The organism is Rhodobacter sp. JA431 (assembly GCF_900217725.1).
In the GTDB taxonomy this organism is placed as follows: domain Bacteria; phylum Pseudomonadota; class Alphaproteobacteria; order Rhodobacterales; family Rhodobacteraceae; genus Rhodobacter; species Rhodobacter aestuarii.
Genome location: NZ_OBMP01000005.1, coordinates 37,998 through 54,068 on the forward strand (window position 1 = coordinate 37,998; position 16,071 = coordinate 54,068).

Annotated in this window: 21 protein-coding genes; 5 read left to right on the top strand and 16 right to left on the bottom strand. The window is 60.1% G+C overall.

Going from position 1 to position 16,071, the window contains the following annotated elements; all coding sequences use genetic code 11:
• Nucleotides 1-22: 22 nt before the first annotated feature.
• The 3 genes from CRO18_RS11345 to CRO18_RS11355 form a co-directional block, all read right to left on the bottom strand.
• Nucleotides 23-259, bottom strand: coding sequence for a F0F1 ATP synthase subunit C (locus tag CRO18_RS11345; protein ID WP_013066486.1), 237 nt, complete (start codon nucleotides 257-259; stop codon nucleotides 23-25).
• A 66-nt stretch (nucleotides 260-325) separates the two neighbouring features.
• Nucleotides 326-1,090: a F0F1 ATP synthase subunit A gene (locus CRO18_RS11350; protein ID WP_170952644.1), complete on the bottom strand. Its 765-nt coding sequence runs from the start codon at nucleotides 1,088-1,090 to the stop codon at nucleotides 326-328.
• Between the two features lie 2 nt (nucleotides 1,091-1,092).
• Nucleotides 1,093-1,437, bottom strand: a complete 345-nt coding sequence (locus CRO18_RS11355; protein ID WP_097082208.1) for an AtpZ/AtpI family protein — start codon at nucleotides 1,435-1,437, stop codon at nucleotides 1,093-1,095.
• A 213-nt stretch (nucleotides 1,438-1,650) separates the two neighbouring features.
• On the opposite strand from CRO18_RS11355, the gene CRO18_RS11360 reads away from it, so the two are divergent.
• Nucleotides 1,651-2,028: a helix-turn-helix transcriptional regulator gene (locus CRO18_RS11360; RefSeq protein WP_097082209.1), complete on the top strand. Its 378-nt coding sequence runs from the start codon at nucleotides 1,651-1,653 to the stop codon at nucleotides 2,026-2,028.
• Here the strand turns inward: CRO18_RS11360 and CRO18_RS11365 are convergent.
• From CRO18_RS11365 to CRO18_RS11415, 12 genes are all read right to left on the bottom strand, one after another.
• The gene (locus CRO18_RS11365) at nucleotides 2,013-2,879 is read right to left on the bottom strand and encodes a DUF1989 domain-containing protein (RefSeq protein ID WP_097082210.1); all 867 of its coding nucleotides are present in this window, start codon (nucleotides 2,877-2,879) and stop codon (nucleotides 2,013-2,015) included. The two genes, CRO18_RS11360 and CRO18_RS11365, sit on opposite strands and share 16 nt — an antisense overlap.
• Nucleotides 2,880-2,938: 59 nt before the next feature.
• Nucleotides 2,939-3,103: a hypothetical protein gene (locus tag CRO18_RS18830; protein WP_170952645.1), complete on the bottom strand. Its 165-nt coding sequence runs from the start codon at nucleotides 3,101-3,103 to the stop codon at nucleotides 2,939-2,941.
• Nucleotides 3,104-3,291: 188 nt separating this feature from the next.
• Nucleotides 3,292-4,071, bottom strand: a complete 780-nt coding sequence (locus tag CRO18_RS11370) for a succinate dehydrogenase iron-sulfur subunit (RefSeq protein ID WP_097082211.1) — start codon at nucleotides 4,069-4,071, stop codon at nucleotides 3,292-3,294.
• Nucleotides 4,072-4,074: 3 nt separating this feature from the next.
• Complete coding sequence (locus CRO18_RS11375) at nucleotides 4,075-4,377, bottom strand: hypothetical protein (protein WP_076483660.1); 303 nt, start codon at nucleotides 4,375-4,377, stop codon at nucleotides 4,075-4,077.
• Nucleotides 4,377-6,182, bottom strand: a complete 1,806-nt coding sequence (gene sdhA, locus CRO18_RS11380; RefSeq protein WP_097082212.1) for a succinate dehydrogenase flavoprotein subunit — start codon at nucleotides 6,180-6,182, stop codon at nucleotides 4,377-4,379. Before sdhA ends, CRO18_RS11375 begins: the two co-directional genes overlap by 1 nt.
• Nucleotides 6,183-6,194: 12 nt before the next feature.
• Nucleotides 6,195-6,596, bottom strand: coding sequence for a succinate dehydrogenase, hydrophobic membrane anchor protein (gene sdhD, locus CRO18_RS11385; protein WP_076483662.1), 402 nt, complete (start codon nucleotides 6,594-6,596; stop codon nucleotides 6,195-6,197).
• Between the two features lie 10 nt (nucleotides 6,597-6,606).
• The gene (sdhC, locus tag CRO18_RS11390) at nucleotides 6,607-7,005 is read right to left on the bottom strand and encodes a succinate dehydrogenase, cytochrome b556 subunit (protein ID WP_076483663.1); all 399 of its coding nucleotides are present in this window, start codon (nucleotides 7,003-7,005) and stop codon (nucleotides 6,607-6,609) included.
• 313 nt (nucleotides 7,006-7,318) lie between these two features.
• Nucleotides 7,319-8,356, bottom strand: coding sequence for a MaoC family dehydratase (locus tag CRO18_RS11395; RefSeq protein WP_097082213.1), 1,038 nt, complete (start codon nucleotides 8,354-8,356; stop codon nucleotides 7,319-7,321).
• A gap of 2 nt (nucleotides 8,357-8,358) precedes the next feature.
• Entirely contained in the window at nucleotides 8,359-8,562 is a 204-nt protein-coding gene (locus CRO18_RS11400; protein ID WP_170952646.1) for a DUF1737 domain-containing protein, read from the bottom strand.
• Complete coding sequence (locus CRO18_RS11405) at nucleotides 8,562-9,113, bottom strand: NnrU family protein (protein ID WP_097082214.1); 552 nt, start codon at nucleotides 9,111-9,113, stop codon at nucleotides 8,562-8,564. The genes CRO18_RS11400 and CRO18_RS11405 overlap by 1 nt, the downstream gene beginning before the upstream one ends.
• Before the next feature lie 10 nt (nucleotides 9,114-9,123).
• Nucleotides 9,124-9,996: a CoA ester lyase gene (locus CRO18_RS11410; RefSeq protein ID WP_076483666.1), complete on the bottom strand. Its 873-nt coding sequence runs from the start codon at nucleotides 9,994-9,996 to the stop codon at nucleotides 9,124-9,126.
• Nucleotides 9,997-10,093: 97 nt separating this feature from the next.
• Entirely contained in the window at nucleotides 10,094-10,834 is a 741-nt protein-coding gene (locus tag CRO18_RS11415) for a sulfite exporter TauE/SafE family protein (RefSeq protein ID WP_097082215.1), read from the bottom strand.
• A gap of 239 nt (nucleotides 10,835-11,073) precedes the next feature.
• Here CRO18_RS11415 and mdh point away from each other — a divergent pair, with 239 nt between their 5' ends.
• Nucleotides 11,074-12,036, top strand: a complete 963-nt coding sequence (mdh, locus tag CRO18_RS11420; protein WP_076483668.1) for a malate dehydrogenase — start codon at nucleotides 11,074-11,076, stop codon at nucleotides 12,034-12,036.
• A gap of 49 nt (nucleotides 12,037-12,085) precedes the next feature.
• Here mdh and CRO18_RS11425 read toward each other — a convergent pair whose 3' ends face one another.
• Nucleotides 12,086-13,141, bottom strand: a complete 1,056-nt coding sequence (locus CRO18_RS11425; RefSeq protein WP_097082216.1) for a glycosyltransferase family 2 protein — start codon at nucleotides 13,139-13,141, stop codon at nucleotides 12,086-12,088.
• 214 nt (nucleotides 13,142-13,355) lie between these two features.
• Between CRO18_RS11425 and sucC the strand changes: the two genes are divergently transcribed.
• The 3 genes from sucC to sucD all read left to right on the top strand — a co-directional run bounded on the left by sucC (nucleotide 13,356) and on the right by sucD (nucleotide 16,041).
• On the top strand, nucleotides 13,356-14,549 hold the full coding sequence (gene sucC / locus CRO18_RS11430) for an ADP-forming succinate--CoA ligase subunit beta (protein WP_076483670.1): 1,194 nt from the start codon (nucleotides 13,356-13,358) through the stop codon (nucleotides 14,547-14,549).
• 13 nt (nucleotides 14,550-14,562) lie between these two features.
• Nucleotides 14,563-15,078, top strand: coding sequence for a hypothetical protein (locus CRO18_RS11435; RefSeq protein WP_097082217.1), 516 nt, complete (start codon nucleotides 14,563-14,565; stop codon nucleotides 15,076-15,078).
• A 75-nt stretch (nucleotides 15,079-15,153) separates the two neighbouring features.
• A complete protein-coding gene (sucD, locus tag CRO18_RS11440; protein WP_076483672.1) occupies nucleotides 15,154-16,041 on the top strand; it encodes a succinate--CoA ligase subunit alpha in 888 nt (295 codons plus the stop codon).
• The last annotated feature ends 30 nt before the right edge of the window (nucleotides 16,042-16,071 follow it).

The window sequence follows — 16,071 nt, forward strand, 5'->3', positions numbered from 1 at the left end:
CCGCAAGGATGAGGTAGTGGGATCAGACGGCGAACATCAGCAGAAGCGCGACGAGGAACGAGAAGATCCCCAGCGCTTCGGCGAACGCGATACCGATGAACATGGTGGCGGTTTGCGAAGCAGCCGCCGAGGGGTTGCGCAGCGCGCCCGAGATGAAGTTGCCCACAACGTGGCCCACACCGACGGCAGCGCCGCCCATGCCGGTGCACGCGAGGCCAGCACCGATGTAGGCACCCATTTGAACGATATCGCCTTCCATGATCGACACTCCTTGAGGTTGGAATTGGCTAGATAAGTTGAAGACTTGCGTTTTACGCTGCGGGCCTTAGTGGCCCGGATGCAGCGCGTCTTTGAGGTAAACGCAGGTCAGGATGGTGAAAACGTAGGCCTGAACGAAGGCCACCAGCATTTCGAGCGCATACATCGCAACGATTGCCAGAACAGAGAGCGGGGTCACGGCAACGCCGATCGCCGACACGAGGATCAGGGGCGCGAAGGCCGCGAACACTTCCATAACCGCGTGACCAGCCATCATGTTGCCCGCAAGCCGGATGGAGTGGCTCACCGGGCGCACGAAGTAGGAAATCACTTCGATCACAGCCAGAAGCGGGCGCAGCGCGAGCGGCGCCGACGAGACCCAGAAAAGCCCCAAGAAACCAGCGCCGTTCTTCATGAAGCCCAGCACGGTCACAGAGATAAACACCGCCATCGCCATCAGGCCTGTCACCGCGATATGCGAGGTGGGCGTGAAGGCCATCGGGATCAGACCAAGGAAGTTGGCGAACACGATGAAGAGGAACAGCGTGAAGATGTAGGGGAAGTATTTCAGGCCGTCTTTGCCAGCCACATCTTCCACCATCTTGTGCACGAAGCCATAGGCGAGTTCCGCCACCGACTGCACGCGGCTCGGAACGATCGCGCGGCCACGGGTGCCGACGATGAACAGAAGCGAGATCGCAAGGATGCCAATGAACATCCACAGCGTCGCGTTGGTGGGGGTGTACCAGTGAATTTCGCCGCCAAACAGCGAGTGAATTTTGAACGGTTCCATCGGGTGGAACACAAGGCCGGTGCCAGCTTCTTCTGCCACGACTATTTCCCCTCTTTGCCGGCTGCCTGCGCAGCCGCCTGTGCCTTTGCCATGTCATTGGCGGACCGGAGCATGACTTTCACGCCCGCCGCCAGACCGAAGAAAACGAAGATCAGCATCAACCAAGGCTTCGTGCCCAGAAGGGCGTCTAGTCCGTAGCCGATACCGAAGCCGATCCCCAGCCCCGCAACCAATTCGATGACCATGCGCCACGCCATATCGGCCATACGCAAATTGCCATCCACCGCAGGTTTGGGCGCCACTTCCTCCTTGCGCAGTTTCGCAAGTCGTTTTTCGAGCGCCGCGAGACGCTCGGGATCGGGTTCTTCCAATGATGGATCCGACATGAGACGCCCCCCGCAGGTTGAGGTTTGTCTAACCATGCGGAGACAATGAGTCAACGCTGTTGGCGCAGCGCTTGGCACACCATAAGCCATTGCTCTTACTTACATTCACTTTTTCAGCGAGCACACTGGCGGCACTGTTAGCGCAAGCCCCACCCCTGCGCGATATTCAACCGATCGGTTGACGTTTTCCCGCGCGGCTTCCAAAGTCGCGCCATGACCACAGCCCCGACCGCCTCGCTTGATGCTATTTTTGCCGCGCTTGCCGACCCGACCCGGCGCGCCATTCTTACAATGCTACTGGAAGACGATATGGCCGTGACCGATGTCGCCGAGCCGTTTCAAATGTCGCTGGCCGCGATTTCAAAGCATCTGACGATCTTGGCAGACGCGGGGCTTATCAGCCAAGAGAAACGCGGCCGGGTGAAATGGTGTAAGCTGGAGCCGCTTTCGATGGAAGGGGCGATCACCTGGATCCAAAGCTTCGGCCAATTTGAACCGCTCGACCTTGATGCATTCGAGCGGTTCTTGGAAGTTGAGTTGCGCGATGATTTGGAGGGGGACGAGCCCCCTGCCCTTCACCCGCAGCCGTGAGTCCTGTCATAACTATTTGGCGCGGGCGAAACCCAGCCATCTGGCGTGGCTTGCGGGCGGTAGATTTCGACCTTGAGCGGATAACAGGCGGCCGTGTCTGAGCTATGTTCAGAGGAACAATCCCCACCGGGGCAGGCCGAAAGCGCGCCCAAAAGGTCAATCTCGGCAAAGAACTCAAGGTAGTCGCCGGGGCGCACCGGGCTTGCCTTCATGAAATACTGCCCGGTGTCGCGGGTAAAGCCGGTGCACATGAAGACATTGAGCACATCATGCACCTGCATCTCTGCCTCAAGCTTTGTGCGCCCCGTCGCCTGCATCACCGCGCGGGTCAGATTGGAGTGGCAGCAGTGGTGATAATGATCGCCGCCAGAGAGCAAATTGTGGGTGTAAGGGTCGCAACGCGTGCCGATCACATCATGAACCGAGCCGCCAAAGGCATCGAAGCCATACCAGTCCAGCGTGTCGTCGGTGATCGTCGCCAGCGGGCGCAGATAGGGTAGGCAAGACCAAAGCCGGTCTCCCGTGCTCACATGCGTGCCATGCAGCGCGCGGGTTTTGCCTGAAAAGAACCGCTCTTGCAGATTGCCTTGCGCCCAAAGGTTCAGGTCGCCCACCTGTGGGCCCTCAACCGACACGATACGAAAAAAGCATCCGGCAGGCACGGTGAAGGCCCCTGCCTCGCGCGGCGGCACAATCACCTCGTCGATCGTTTCCCACCCTGCCCGCGCAGCGCGATAGGCGGCAAGATCGGGGCGCGGCAGGGTTTCGACCGGATAGCAGATCACCGGCGCCAGCGCCTTGCGCGCCTCGGCATCGGCGGGCGCAGTGTGTTCGGGCAGATCAAGTTTCATGGCGCGGCTCCTATGTGTCGCGCCACTTTGGCTTGGCCCCTTAGCAAACAAAAGCCTTATCAGGCCGCGTAGTAATCGAACATTTGTTCGAGTTCGGTCTCGTGGACCTCTTCGGCCTCGCCACGCTCGGGAGTGTAATAGGCCCAAGCGGCTTCGAGGATGCGCAGCGCTTCGGCGGCGGCTTCGCTTTCGGAATTCTTCCGGAAGGTGACGATCTTCGACATGGAACTCTCCTATAGACTCGAGTTCCTCCCTGCCGCGCTTATACGCGACAACCCGCCGCAGATGTCATGCTAATGTTGCAACTGGGACATGCATTTTCTGCACTGCGGCGTTATCGATATCATAACTTCTTTAAGCGCCAAAACAAAAGGCCCCGGCAAACCGAGGCCTTTCGGGAATGTAAGCAGCCTTAGACGTGGCGGCTGACCATGAGCTTTTTGATCTCGGCAATCGCTTTCGCCGGGTTCAGCCCTTTCGGGCAGGTTTTGGTGCAGTTCATGATCGTGTGGCAACGATAAAGCTTGAACGGGTCTTCAAGCGCATCCAGACGCTCCGCCGTGGCTTCATCGCGGCTGTCCACGATCCAGCGATAAGCGTGCAACAGCGCCGCCGGGCCAAGGTAACGATCCGAGTTCCACCAGTAGCTCGGGCACGAGGTCGAGCAGGAGGCGCACATCACGCATTCATAAAGACCGTCAAGCTTCTTGCGGTCTTCAATCGTCTGACGCCATTCTTTCTCGGGCTCGTTCGTCGCGGTTTGCAAGAACGGCATGATCGAGGCGTGCTGGGCGTAGAAATGCGTCAGATCGGGCACAAGGTCCTTCACCACCGGCATGTGCGGCAGCGGGTAAATCTTCACATCGCCCTTCACCTCATCCAAGCCGTAGATACAGGCGAGCGTATTGATCCCGTCGATGTTCATCGCGCAGGAGCCGCAAATCCCTTCGCGGCAAGAGCGGCGGAAGGTCAGCGTCGGGTCGATCTCGTTCTTGATCTTCAAAAGCGCATCAAGAACCATCGGGCCGCAGCGGTCCATATCGAGGAAATAGGTATCCACCCGCGGGTTTTCCCCGGTGTCCGGATCCCAGCGGTAGATCATGAACTTGCGGACGTTCTTCGCGCCCTCGGGCCGCGGCCAGGTCTTGCCGACGCGGATCTTCGAATTCTTGGGAAGCGTGAACTGAACCATGGTTTATCCCTTCCAGTCGGTTCGGGCGTAGAGCGGCCGCGTCGGCATGCGGCCGGATTTGCGTTTGACACAGGCGTTATAGCGGGCCGAGGGGTCACCTTGGCCGCCCGAGCCGAGGGTGAAGGTGAGTTCCATCTTCGAGCGGAAGCCCTCAGACGTCACCCCCATCGCCCCTTCCCCCGAAACCGGGGCAACGGGGCGCACCTCGTTCAGGCATTGCCGTTCGGCCACCTCGACGGGCACGGGGCCACAGGCGGCAAGGGTCACCCCGGCCACCGTGAACCCATATGCCCAGCCGCGCGCCATTAGAACGTGCGGGCCTTCGGCGCGATCGTGGAAAGCGCGATCCCGCCCTCGGCCTCGGTGGTCAGCGGATCGGTGATCACAGGGCGATAGCTCAGATCGACCTTGTTCCCTTCGACCCGGGCAACCGAGTGTTTGCGCCAGTTTTCATCGTCACGCGTGGTATGGTCTTCCGAGGCATGGGCGCCACGGCTTTCCTTACGCGCTTCTGCGGCAACGATGGTGGCAAGCGCGTTCGGCATCAGGTTGGTGAGCTCGAGCGTTTCCATCAGGTCGCTGTTCCACACAAGCGAGCGGTCGGTGACTTTGAGATCGCCCATCTTGCCTGCGATCTTGGTCATGTTCTCGACGCCTTCGGCCAGCGTTTTGTCGGTGCGGAACACCGCCGCATCGGCCTGCATGGTGCGCTGCATCTCAAGACGCAGTTCCGCCGTCGGGATACCGCCCTTGGCGTTACGCAGCCCGTCGAAGCGATCAAAGCACTTGTCGACCGAGGCTTTGTTGTATTCCGCCGGACGCGCTTTCGGGTCGACCACTTCACCGGCCCGAATAGCGGCGGCACGGCCAAACACCACAAGGTCAATCAGCGAGTTGGAGCCCAAACGGTTCGCCCCGTGCACCGAAGCACAGCCCGCTTCGCCAACGGCCATCAGGCCCGGCACGATCGCGGTCGGGTTCTCGGCGGTCGGGTTGAGCGCTTCGCCCCAGTAGTTCGTCGGAATACCGCCCATGTTGTAGTGCACGGTCGGCAGCACCGGGATCGGTTCCTTGGTCACATCGACGCCGGCAAAGATTTTTGCCGATTCAGAGATGCCCGGCAGACGTTCGGCCAGCGCTTCTTTGGGAAGGTGCGAGAGGTTGAGGAAGATGTGGTCTTTGTGTTCGCCCACACCACGGCCTTCGCGGATTTCCAGCGTCATGCAGCGCGAGACATAATCGCGCGGCGCAAGGTCTTTGTAGTGCGGGGCGTAGCGTTCCATGAAGCGCTCGCCTTCGGCGTTGGTAAGGTAACCACCCTCGCCGCGCACGCCTTCGGTGATCAGACAGCCCGAGCCGTAGATCCCGGTCGGGTGGAACTGCACGAATTCCATGTCTTGCAGCGGCAGGCCTGCGCGCGCCACCATCCCGCCACCGTCGCCGGTGCAGGTATGCGCCGAGGTCGCCGAGAAATAGGCCCGGCCATAGCCGCCCGTCGCCAACACGACCATTTTCGCGTTGAAGACATGCATCGTGCCGTCATCAAGCTTCCAGCAGACCACGCCTTGGCAAACGCCATCATCGGACATGATCAGATCAAGCGCGAAATATTCGATGAAGAATTCCGCGTTGTTCTTGAGCGATTGACCGTAAAGCGTGTGCAAGATCGCGTGGCCGGTACGGTCGGCGGCAGCACAGGTGCGTTGCACCGGCGGGCCTTCGCCGAATTCGGTGGTGTGGCCACCGAACGGGCGCTGGTAGATTTTGCCTTCTTCGGTGCGCGAGAACGGCACACCGTAATGTTCCAGCTCATAGACCGCCGCCGGGGCGGAACGGGCCAGATATTCCATCGCATCCGTGTCGCCGAGCCAGTCAGAGCCTTTGACGGTGTCATACATATGCCACTGCCAACTATCGGGGCCCATGTTGCCAAGCGAAGCGGCGATACCGCCTTGGGCGGCAACGGTGTGCGAGCGGGTCGGGAACACCTTGGTCACGCAAGCGGTGCGCAGACCTTGTTCGGCCATGCCCAGCGTGGCGCGCAGGCCCGCGCCACCGGCACCGACCACCACCACGTCATAGTTGTGGGTTTCGTAAGTGTAGGAAGCCATCTGTCCTGCCTCTTATTGGTTCAGCATCTGCGCGGCGGTGTCCATGAACACCATTTTCCCCAGCGCATAGAGCACAATCGCAGTCAACAGATAGGACAGCGAATAGACGAAGATGACGAGCCCTTTGCGCAGGCTGCCAGCGGTGTAATCTTCCAGCATCACCTGCGCGCCTTTGGCGAAGTGTCGCATCCCCACCAGCGTCACAAGCGCGGTCAAGATAGCCGGGAACGGGCGCGCAAAATGGGCAACGACTTCTTCTTGCGTGCCGCCAATGGCGGAACCGAAGGTGAAGATAAAGGTCGGCACGAGGAAGGCGAGCGCAACCGAGGACATCGTCATCCACCAGAAATGCTCAGTCCCGGAGCCCGAGGCCCCTTTGCCCACGGCGCGTTTGCGATCGGTCAGATAGCGCATGGGAATCCCCTTAGATGATCCAAAGAATGATGAGCGAGACAAACGTCAGCCCGGTGGCGCCAATCAGCGCGCCCCAGCCAAGTTTCTCGGCGATCTCGATGTCGAGGCCTTTGCCCGTATCCCACAGCAGGTGCCGCAGGCCGGTCAGGTAGTGGTACCACATCGACCACAGCATGGCGGTGAAGAACAGCCAGCCGATCCACGAGGTCACGATCCAATCGACGACAGCGAAATAGGAAGGGCTCGACACGGCGGCAATCAGCCACCACGCGCCGAGGAAAAAGCCCGCAATAAGCGCATTGCCCGTGATCCGCGTCAGGATGGAGCTCATCGAGGTCATCTGCGGGCGGTAATAGGGGCCGATCATGAAGGGGGAAAGGGGTCGCTCGACCCGTTTCGTTTCAGCCATTGGAGAAACCCTCTGTGCTGGGCCGCCAGCGCGGAGCCTTGGGAGTGGAAGCGCGGGCGGGTTGGCCGGAATTATGTGTTTTCCTTAAGACGATCCGGCGCTCAAGTCACGCATCCAGATCAAATAATCCTTTCGCAAGTGCAAAAAAATCGGTGAAAGGCGGCTTTGTGATCACAAAATCAGAGGCGCGACACAATGTTACGCGCAAACATTCAAACGCGACCTTTTGCCTTAGCAAGACGACACCCGCCCAAAGCATGGGCGGGTGGCAGGATCGTGGGTCGAAGCGGTTTGAAGCGGCGCCTGAGTCGGATCAAAGCGGCATCAGCGCCCAATAGTCGAGATCAAGCAGCACTTCGGGGGCATATTTGCCATCTTCGCCCTTGAGCGCGAAAGGCGCGGCCCCTTGCTTCACGGCAACCAACCGCAACCGGATTGCGCCGATGCCCGGCGCATCGGTTTCGGCCTTATCCAGCACTTCAGACCATGCCTTGACGGTATCCCCCGCAAAACAGGGGTTCGCATGCGCCCCACCATTCAGCGCGACAATCATTTGCGCATTCGCCAACCCATTGAAGGAAAGCGCGCGCGCCATGCTGATGACGTGGCCACCGTAGATCAGGCGCTTGCCATCTTCGCGGAAGGTGGCGTCGAAATGCACTTTGGCGGTGTTTTGCCACAAACGCGTGGCCAGCATATGCTCGGCCTCCTCGATCGTCACGCCATCGACGTGGTCGATCTTCTCGCCAATCTCGTAATCGCCCCAGCGGTGCGGCTCGCCCGCTTGCGTGAAATCATAGTCCTCAAAGCTGAGCCCCTCGGGGATCACCAGATCCTCGGCGGGCACCACTTTGCGCAATTCGGGCAGAACGGTTTCGGGCGCGGGGGCATCCAGATCGCGTTTGCGCACCATCACCCAGCGCACATATTCCAGCACGACCTCGTCGTTTTGGTTCAGCCCGCGGGTACGGACATAAACCACCCCCGATTTGCCGTTGGAGTTTTGCTTGAGCCCGATCACTTCGGAGACCGAGCGCAACGTGTCGCCGGGATAGACCGGCAAGAGCCAGCGCCCCTCGCCATAGCCAAGGTTCGCCACGGCGTTCAAAGACACATCCGGGACCGTTTTGCCAAAGACCACATGGAAGGCGATCAGATCATCAAGCGGCGAACCATCCAGCCCGCAGTCTGCCGCGAAGGCGTCGCTCGAATAAAGCGCATGCCGCGCGGGATAAAGCGCATGATAGAGCGCGCGCTCCCCCTCGGCCACGGTACGCGGCACGGCATGGGCAATGACCTGCCCCACCTTGTAATCTTCAAAAAAACGGCCCGGATTCGTCTTCGTCGCCATGTTTACTGCTCTCCCAGTTTCAGATCGGGGTGGTAGTCTCCCTCTACCTCCTTCACGACCGCCTGCGCACAGCGCATCACCCCACGCGCCGCATCAAAGGCATAGGTCGGGTCGCCGTAAAGCGACCACCCCTTTGACAGCGCAAGCGAGACCTTGTGGCAAAAGGCGGAAGTATCATCCTCGGTCAGCAGGCGATAAAGTTGCATCAGTAGCTTCCCAAGAACGGATTGTGGCCCAAGAGGCTGTGGATCCAAGTGATCACACCATAGACCAGCGCCGTGCCGATCAGGTTTTTCAGATCGCCCAAAAGCTTGCCCGGTTTCGGGCGTTTCCACGGGCCAGCGCGGTTGATCAGCACCATCTCCCCCACGGCCCAAAGGCCGAGCGCGCCAAAGAGCAAGATCGAGGACAGATCGCCGTTCACCAACAGATGCGACACCGACCAAATCACCATTCCCCAAAGCATCGGATGGCGGATCTTATCAATCAGAACCGAGCGCGCGCCGCTGACGCCAAACAGGTAGATCGAGATCAACATCAGCGTGTTATTGGCGTGCCCCATACCCGGCAACGGGCTGTAAATCGGCACAACATCCGCCATGCGATAGCCGATCACCATCAGCACAACGCCCACAAGCACGAAGCCCGCGACCATCGCCTTGATCTGCGGCATCATCATCAGATGGCGGCGCGGAGCGAGGCGTTTGAACAGATGCGGCAGCACCCAAAGCAGGATGCCGAGGATAAGAATTGACATAGCCGGTCCCCTAGTTGGCGAGCGCGGCAATCGCCTCCGCTTTCGCAAGGACCTGCCGCGCGGTCACGATATGCAGGTTTTCGACAATCTTTCCATCCACAACCGCAACGCCAAGCCCCTCGGCTTGCGCCGCGTCAAAAGCGGCGATCTGGCGGCGGGCAAGGTCCGTTTCGGCTTCCGAGGGCGCGAAGGCGGCATTGGCCACATCAAGCTGCGCCGGGTGGATCAGCGTCTTGCCATCAAAGCCCATATCGCGCCCCTGATCGCATTCGACCTTCAGCCCCTCATCGTCTTTGAAGGCGTTATAGACGCCATCGACAATGATCCGGCCATAGGTCTTGGCAGCCAAAAGGCACAGGCCCAACCCCGTCACCAACGGCAGACGATCGGCGCGGAACCGGCTTTGCAATTCCTTCGCCAAGTCATTCGTGCCCATCACCATGCCCTCAAGGCGCGGATGCGCGGCAATCTCGGCGGCGTTGAGCATCCCCATCGCGGTTTCCATCATCGCCCAAAGCGGCATGCCGTTGATCAGGTTTGCGACGGCGTCGAGATCCCCTTTCATCGACACTTTCGGGATCAAGATCGCGTCGATTTTGGCGCCATTGTGCACGGCTTCGGCCATCGCCAGCACGTCATCGCGGCCCCATTCGGTGTCAAGGCCGTTGATCCGCACAATCCGCGCGCGCGCGCCATAATCTGCCTCGGTCAGCGCCTTAATCAGCGTGGCGCGGGCGTTGACTTTTTCATCCACAGCCACCGCGTCTTCGAGGTCGAAAATGATCGCGTCGCAGGCCAGCGTGGTGGCTTTTTCCAACGCGCGCTCTTTCGAGCCGGGGATGTAAAGCACCGAGCGATAGGGGCGGGCAGCGGCGTCCGTCATGATTCTCTCCTCGCAACAATCTTGCGCCAACAAACACATCGCAGACACTTTCAGCAAGCAGAGATTTGCCGCAGCGCAGAATTTAGAAGGGCAACCGCTACAGGAACACGTCCCAAAGCAGCTTGAGCGAAATCAGCAACAACGCCCAAGTGACGATTTTATAGAAGGTGTCATGCGGAATAATCCGCACCAGTTTCACCCCGCCCCAAACGGCCAGCGCCGCAAAAGGCGCGAGCTTCAACGCCAAGCCAATGCTGGAAAAGTTCAACTGCCCCAGCGCCGCATAGGGCACGAGCTTGATCGCATTGACCCAAGCAAACAAGATCGTCGAGGTCCCCGCAAAAACCGTGCGCGGCATCCCGAGCGGGATCGTGTAGGCCTGATAGGGCGGCCCGCCCGAATGGCTCACAAAGCTCGTGAACCCGGTCAGCGTGCCCCAAAAGATCCCCGGTGCCACACGTGCCCGCTGCGACATGCCCAAATGTGGGCGGATCAGCGCATTGAGCGCAAAGACCACGCCGATGATCCCCACAAGCGCCGTGACCGCGACTTCGGGCACCACGCTCGCCGTCGCCCAGCCCACGCCGACACCAATCGCCGTCGCAGGCACCATGATCTTGAGCACGCGCGCATCAAACTCGCGTCGATAGGCAATCAGCCCGAACACATCAGAAATAATATAGACAGGCAGCAGCAAGCCCGCTGCCGCAACAGGGTTCATCACCCCCGCCAGAAGCGGCACCGAAAGCGACGACGCCATCGGCAAACCGCCCTTGGCAATCCCCACACTGATCGCTGCCGCGATTGCCATTGCCCAGCCAAAGGCATCAAGTTCCATGCGCCGCTCCGAGAATCAGGGGCGGCCCGGCTGCGCCCCGCCTTGCGAGCACCTCGGATGGACCATCGCCTTCTCGGCTGCAAGGAATTGTTTAGCGCAAACATCCCCCAAATTCGGCATGCCGTTGCATACAATTTATCTGTAGAGCCGATGCGGCGGCGCAGCACTATGGACAGACGCGCCCCAAAACGCTAACCCTTCGGCCAACCATCATAACAGAACGACCTTTGGAGGAACCCATGGCCCGACCCAAGATCGCCCTTATCGGCGCAGGTCAAATCGGTGGCACGCTTGCCCATCTCGCCGCGATCAAAGAACTGGGCGACGTCGTCCTTTTCGACATCGCCGAGGGCACGCCGCAGGGCAAAGCGCTCGACATCGCCGAATCCGGCCCGTCGGAAGGCTTTGACGGCTGCTTCAAAGGCACCAATGACTATGCCGATATCGCGGGTGCCGATGTGTGCATCGTGACCGCCGGCGTGCCGCGCAAGCCGGGCATGTCGCGTGATGACCTTCTGGGCATCAACCTCAAAGTCATGAAATCGGTTGGCGAAGGCATTGCCGCCCACGCGCCGAACGCTTTCGTGATCTGCATCACCAACCCGCTCGACGCGATGGTTTGGGCGCTGCAACAATTCTCCGGCCTGCCGGCCGAAAAAGTTGTGGGCATGGCTGGCGTGCTCGACTCGGCGCGTTTCCGTCACTTCCTGTCGGTTGAATTCGGTGTGTCGATGAAAGATGTCACCGCCTTCGTGCTCGGCGGCCACGGCGACACGATGGTGCCGCTCGCGCGTTACTCGACCGTTGCGGGCATCCCGCTGCCGGATCTGGTGGCGATGGGCTGGACCACGCAAGAAAAACTCGACGGCATCATCCAGCGCACCCGTGACGGCGGCGCTGAGATCGTTGGCCTGTTGAAAACCGGCTCGGCCTTCTATGCCCCGGCCACCTCGGCCATCGAAATGGCGGAAGCCTATTTGAAAGACCAAAAACGCCTGCTGCCCTGCGCAGCTTGGGTGGATGGCGCCTTTGGCCTTGATGGCATGTATGTCGGCGTGCCGACGATCATCGGTGCTGGCGGCATCGAAAAAGTCGTCGACATCAAGCTGAACGCCGACGAGCAAGCGATGTTCGACAAGTCGGTTGATGCGGTCAAAGGCCTCGTCACCGCCTGCAAAGGCATCGACCCGACGCTGGCCTAAGACGCGCCATTGTCAAAGTTTTGAAGGGGCGGGGATTTCCCCGCCCTTTTTATTGGCCGAGATGCGGGACGGGATCGAAGCCCAGCTTAAGCCGCAAAGCCTCCAAGAGCGCCGCCTCCCGCGCCATTAAATCTGCATCAAAGGCTGCAGGCGTCAAATCCGGCAGGTTGGGGATCACGGTCGCAGCCCGCGCGCCAATCTCGGGCGCCCAGCGGCGCAGCAAGATACGCTCGGCCAAGCCCTGCGCCTGCGCGGGCGTGATGGTTTTGGCCGCCATATGGATCAACTCCAGCCGTTCAGGCGCTTGCACATCGTCCAAAACCGCAGAAATCTGCCGCCAGCGCGGCCCCGCATGCGGGTCGGGTTTGCCGAAATGCGGATCGAGCCCGTAACGCAGCATCTTCAGCAGATAATGCAATTCGGTCAGCCCATCGAAATGCAGCACCCGCAACCCCGCTGCGGGCACAAGATTTGGATCGCGCTCCGGGGGATCATAGCGCGTCAGCGCATGATGCACGCCGACAAAAAGGCCCCGCCCCGCCCGCACCATCGCCTTGCCCATATGATGCCCGCTCAGGCCATGATGCAGCAATTCCCCCGCCTCGGCGCCGTAGAGCGCCGCGCCCTCCGTCTCAAACCGCTCCCACGGCAGCCGAAACACGCCCGAGAAGATATCTTGCACCGGGCGACCGCGCACCCGCACCCGCTCCGCCACCAAGGCCTGCACCCATGTCTTATCGGGTTCGATACGCGCAAGAATCCTCTCAACCGTTTCGCCCACCGGGGTCGGGAACAGGAATTCATCAGCATCACAATGCAACAGCCAATCGGCCCGCGTCTTCGCCAAGATGCGGCTCGCATGGTACTTCTGCCGCCCGTTTTGGGTTTTGGGCCGCCGCCCGACGCTACGAAAGGCCCAAGCGTCCTCGCCATCCTCATGCAGATGCACGCCTTTGCCACCTGATAAAAGCGCCACCGCTTCTGGATTGGGGCGATCAAGGCACAGATGCACCTCTGCCGCACCCATCTCCAAATGATGCCCGGCCCAAGCCGCCAAAAGCGACGCCGGTTCATCGGCCATCGCGACAACCGCCCAAGACACCATCTTCACCCCCGAAATGCCTTACTGAAATGTGAGCCGATTCCGTTACCGCAAGCAAGACGAACCGCATTTTGCTTTTTGTGATCACAGTTCTAAAAAGCGTGATCACAAAACCGAATTTCTTCGCACTTCGCCTAGCTTTTGCGCATTTATCATTTTGTTACATGCGGTGAATGTGCCACACCAAGTTCAAAGAAAACAGCGTGGGAACCAAGCCATGAATATTCACGAATATCAGGCCAAGCAGCTCCTCAAGAGCTACGGCTGCCCGGTCTCGGAAGGGCGGGTCGTACTCAAGGCCGACGAAGCGAAATCGGCGGCAGGGGAGTTGGACGGCCCGCTTTGGGTGGTGAAGGCCCAAATCCATGCGGGCGGTCGCGGCAAAGGCCATTTCGTTGAGCCCGAAGCCGGCGAAAAAGGCGGCGTGCGCTTGGCGCGTTCGGTGGCCGAGGCCGAAACCGAAGCCCGCAAGATGCTGGGCCGCACGCTGGTCACGCACCAAACCGGCCCGGCAGGCAAACAAGTCAACCGCGTCTACATCGAAGAAGGCTCGGACATTGAGCGCGAGCTTTACCTCGCCCTTCTGATCGACCGCAAAACCTCGCGCGTGTCTTTTGTCTGCTCGACCGAGGGCGGCATGGACATCGAGGAAGTGGCGGCCTCGACCCCTGAGAAAATCCTCTCCTTCTCCGTTGATCCGGCCACCGGCCTGAGCGATTTCCACGGCCGCCGCATCGCCTTTGCGCTCGGGCTGGAAGGCGTGCTGATCAAACATTGCGTCGCGCTGATCAAAAAGCTCTACAAAGCCTTCCTTGAGAAGGACATGGAGATGCTGGAGATCAACCCGCTGATCGTCACCACCGACCATCACATCAAGGTGCTCGACGCAAAACTGGGCTTTGACAACAACGCCCTGTATCGCCAGCCCGATATTCTCGATCTGCGCGACGTGACCGAAGAAGACCCGAAAGAGCTGGAAGCCTCGCGGTTCGATCTAAACTACATCGCGCTCGATGGCGAGATCGGTTGCATGGTGAACGGCGCGGGCCTTGCGATGGCCACGATGGACATCATCAAGCTTTATGGCTCGGAACCGGCCAACTTCCTTGATGTCGGCGGCGGCGCCACGAAAGAGAAAGTGACCGAGGCCTTCAAAATCATCACCTCCGACCCGAAGGTGAAAGGCATCCTCGTCAACATCTTTGGCGGCATCATGCGCTGTGACATCATCGCCGAAGGCGTGCTTGCGGCGGTGACCGAAGTGGGCCTCAAAGTGCCGCTGGTCGTGCGCCTTGAAGGCACGAACGTCGAACTTGGCAAAGAGATCATCGCGAAATCCGGCCTTAACGTGATTGCGGCCGATGATCTGGCCGACGGTGCCAAGAAGATCGTGGCAGCGGTGAAAGGCTAAGGCGAAAGCGCGCATGGAAACGAAAATTCTACCGACAAAGAAACTGGGGACAGCCGAACTGATGTTTGGCCTCACCATCTTTGTCTTGGGTCTTCTTCTCGCCCTGAACATCATCGCACTGCGCGGCGCAAGCCGCTCGGATGCAGAGATCATGACCGTGATCGGTTTGGTGTTCATGGCGATTTCCATGCCCCCTTTGCTTTTGGGACTGCGTCAAAAGCTACGTCCGGCAGGCATGCTCCTGAGCGCGACGGGTTTCCACGACCGCCAGGTTACCAAGCGGGAAGTTCCGTGGAGCGCGTTGAAGGAAATACGTTTCGACACCCACGCCAAAATGGGGCGCATCGTGTTTCTGAAGGTTGATCATCCCGCCTTTTCGCAAGCTGGCATCCGCATCTCGGCTTGGTTGGCGGCCTACAACAAAGACAAAGGTCTGGGCTACTCAGGCCGCAGCGTTGAAGGCACCGTCGACGACTTCGCCCACGAGCTTCATGCCTACGCGTCTCAAGCGCTTGGCCAAACGAGATAAACCGCGGGCTACATCTGGCCCGAGAGAATTAGGATCAAGGCGCATGTGTCGCCGATTTCATAGGGAGAACGCCACATGGCAGTCCTCGTAAACGAAAACACCAAGGTCATCTGCCAAGGGTTCACCGGCAGCCAAGGCACCTTCCACTCGGAACAAGCCATCGCCTATGGCACCAAAATGGTCGGCGGCGTGACGCCGGGCAAAGGCGGCTCTGAGCACCTCGGCCTGCCGGTCTTCAACTCAGTCCACGAAGCCAAACACGTCACCGGCGCCGATGCGACCGCGATCTACGTGCCCCCGCCCTATGCGGCGGACAGCATCCTTGAAGCGATCGACGCCGAGATGGAACTGATCGTTTGCATCACCGAGGGCATTCCGGTGCTCGACATGATGCGGGTGAAACGCGCGCTGGTGGACAGCAAATCGCGCCTCATCGGCCCGAACTGCCCCGGTGTGATGACGCCCGACGCCTGCAAGATCGGCATCATGCCCGGTTCGATCTTCAAGCGTGGCTCGGTCGGCGTGGTGTCGCGTTCGGGCACGCTCACCTATGAAGCCGTGAAGCAAACCACCGACGTGGGCCTTGGCCAATCCTCGGCGGTGGGCATCGGCGGCGACCCGATCAAAGGCACCGAGCATATCGACGTGCTTGAGATGTTCCTCAATGACCCGGAAACCACCTCGATCATCATGATCGGCGAAATTGGTGGCTCGGCGGAAGAAGAAGCCGCCGAATTCCTGATCGAACAAAAGAAAAAAGGCCGCTGGAAACCGACCGCGGGCTTCATTGCCGGGCGCACCGCCCCTCCGGGCCGCCGTATGGGCCATGCCGGCGCCATCGTTTCGGGCGGCAAAGGCGATGCGGAAAGCAAGATCGAAGCCATGAAAAAGGCCGGGATCGTGGTGGCCGATAGCCCCGCAACGCTGGGCGAAGCGGTGCTGGAAGCGATCAAGAAGGGCTAAGGCCCACGGGGTCGCGGTTGCCAAGGAACC

Excerpts from the sequence above, each read along its gene's own strand:
- CRO18_RS11345 (WP_013066486.1), bottom strand. The coding sequence starts at position 259 with ATGGAAGGCGATATCGTTCAAATGGGTGCCTACATCGGTGCTGGCCTC.
- CRO18_RS11355 (WP_097082208.1), bottom strand. The coding sequence starts at position 1,437 with ATGTCGGATCCATCATTGGAAGAACCCGATCCCGAGCGTCTCGCGGCG.
- CRO18_RS11360 (WP_097082209.1), top strand. The coding sequence starts at position 1,651 with ATGACCACAGCCCCGACCGCCTCGCTTGATGCTATTTTTGCCGCGCTT.
- CRO18_RS11365 (WP_097082210.1), bottom strand. The coding sequence starts at position 2,879 with ATGAAACTTGATCTGCCCGAACACACTGCGCCCGCCGATGCCGAGGCG.
- CRO18_RS18830 (WP_170952645.1), bottom strand. The coding sequence starts at position 3,103 with ATGTCGAAGATCGTCACCTTCCGGAAGAATTCCGAAAGCGAAGCCGCC.
- CRO18_RS11370 (WP_097082211.1), bottom strand. The coding sequence starts at position 4,071 with ATGGTTCAGTTCACGCTTCCCAAGAATTCGAAGATCCGCGTCGGCAAG.
- CRO18_RS11375 (WP_076483660.1), bottom strand. The coding sequence starts at position 4,377 with ATGGCGCGCGGCTGGGCATATGGGTTCACGGTGGCCGGGGTGACCCTT.
- sdhA (WP_097082212.1), bottom strand. The coding sequence starts at position 6,182 with ATGGCTTCCTACACTTACGAAACCCACAACTATGACGTGGTGGTGGTC.
- sdhD (WP_076483662.1), bottom strand. The coding sequence starts at position 6,596 with ATGCGCTATCTGACCGATCGCAAACGCGCCGTGGGCAAAGGGGCCTCG.
- sdhC (WP_076483663.1), bottom strand. The coding sequence starts at position 7,005 with ATGGCTGAAACGAAACGGGTCGAGCGACCCCTTTCCCCCTTCATGATC.
- CRO18_RS11395 (WP_097082213.1), bottom strand. The coding sequence starts at position 8,356 with ATGGCGACGAAGACGAATCCGGGCCGTTTTTTTGAAGATTACAAGGTG.
- CRO18_RS11400 (WP_170952646.1), bottom strand. The coding sequence starts at position 8,562 with ATGCAACTTTATCGCCTGCTGACCGAGGATGATACTTCCGCCTTTTGC.
- CRO18_RS11405 (WP_097082214.1), bottom strand. The coding sequence starts at position 9,113 with ATGTCAATTCTTATCCTCGGCATCCTGCTTTGGGTGCTGCCGCATCTG.
- CRO18_RS11410 (WP_076483666.1), bottom strand. The coding sequence starts at position 9,996 with ATGACGGACGCCGCTGCCCGCCCCTATCGCTCGGTGCTTTACATCCCC.
- CRO18_RS11415 (WP_097082215.1), bottom strand. The coding sequence starts at position 10,834 with ATGGAACTTGATGCCTTTGGCTGGGCAATGGCAATCGCGGCAGCGATC.
- mdh (WP_076483668.1), top strand. The coding sequence starts at position 11,074 with ATGGCCCGACCCAAGATCGCCCTTATCGGCGCAGGTCAAATCGGTGGC.
- CRO18_RS11425 (WP_097082216.1), bottom strand. The coding sequence starts at position 13,141 with ATGGTGTCTTGGGCGGTTGTCGCGATGGCCGATGAACCGGCGTCGCTT.
- sucC (WP_076483670.1), top strand. The coding sequence starts at position 13,356 with ATGAATATTCACGAATATCAGGCCAAGCAGCTCCTCAAGAGCTACGGC.
- CRO18_RS11435 (WP_097082217.1), top strand. The coding sequence starts at position 14,563 with ATGGAAACGAAAATTCTACCGACAAAGAAACTGGGGACAGCCGAACTG.
- sucD (WP_076483672.1), top strand. The coding sequence starts at position 15,154 with ATGGCAGTCCTCGTAAACGAAAACACCAAGGTCATCTGCCAAGGGTTC.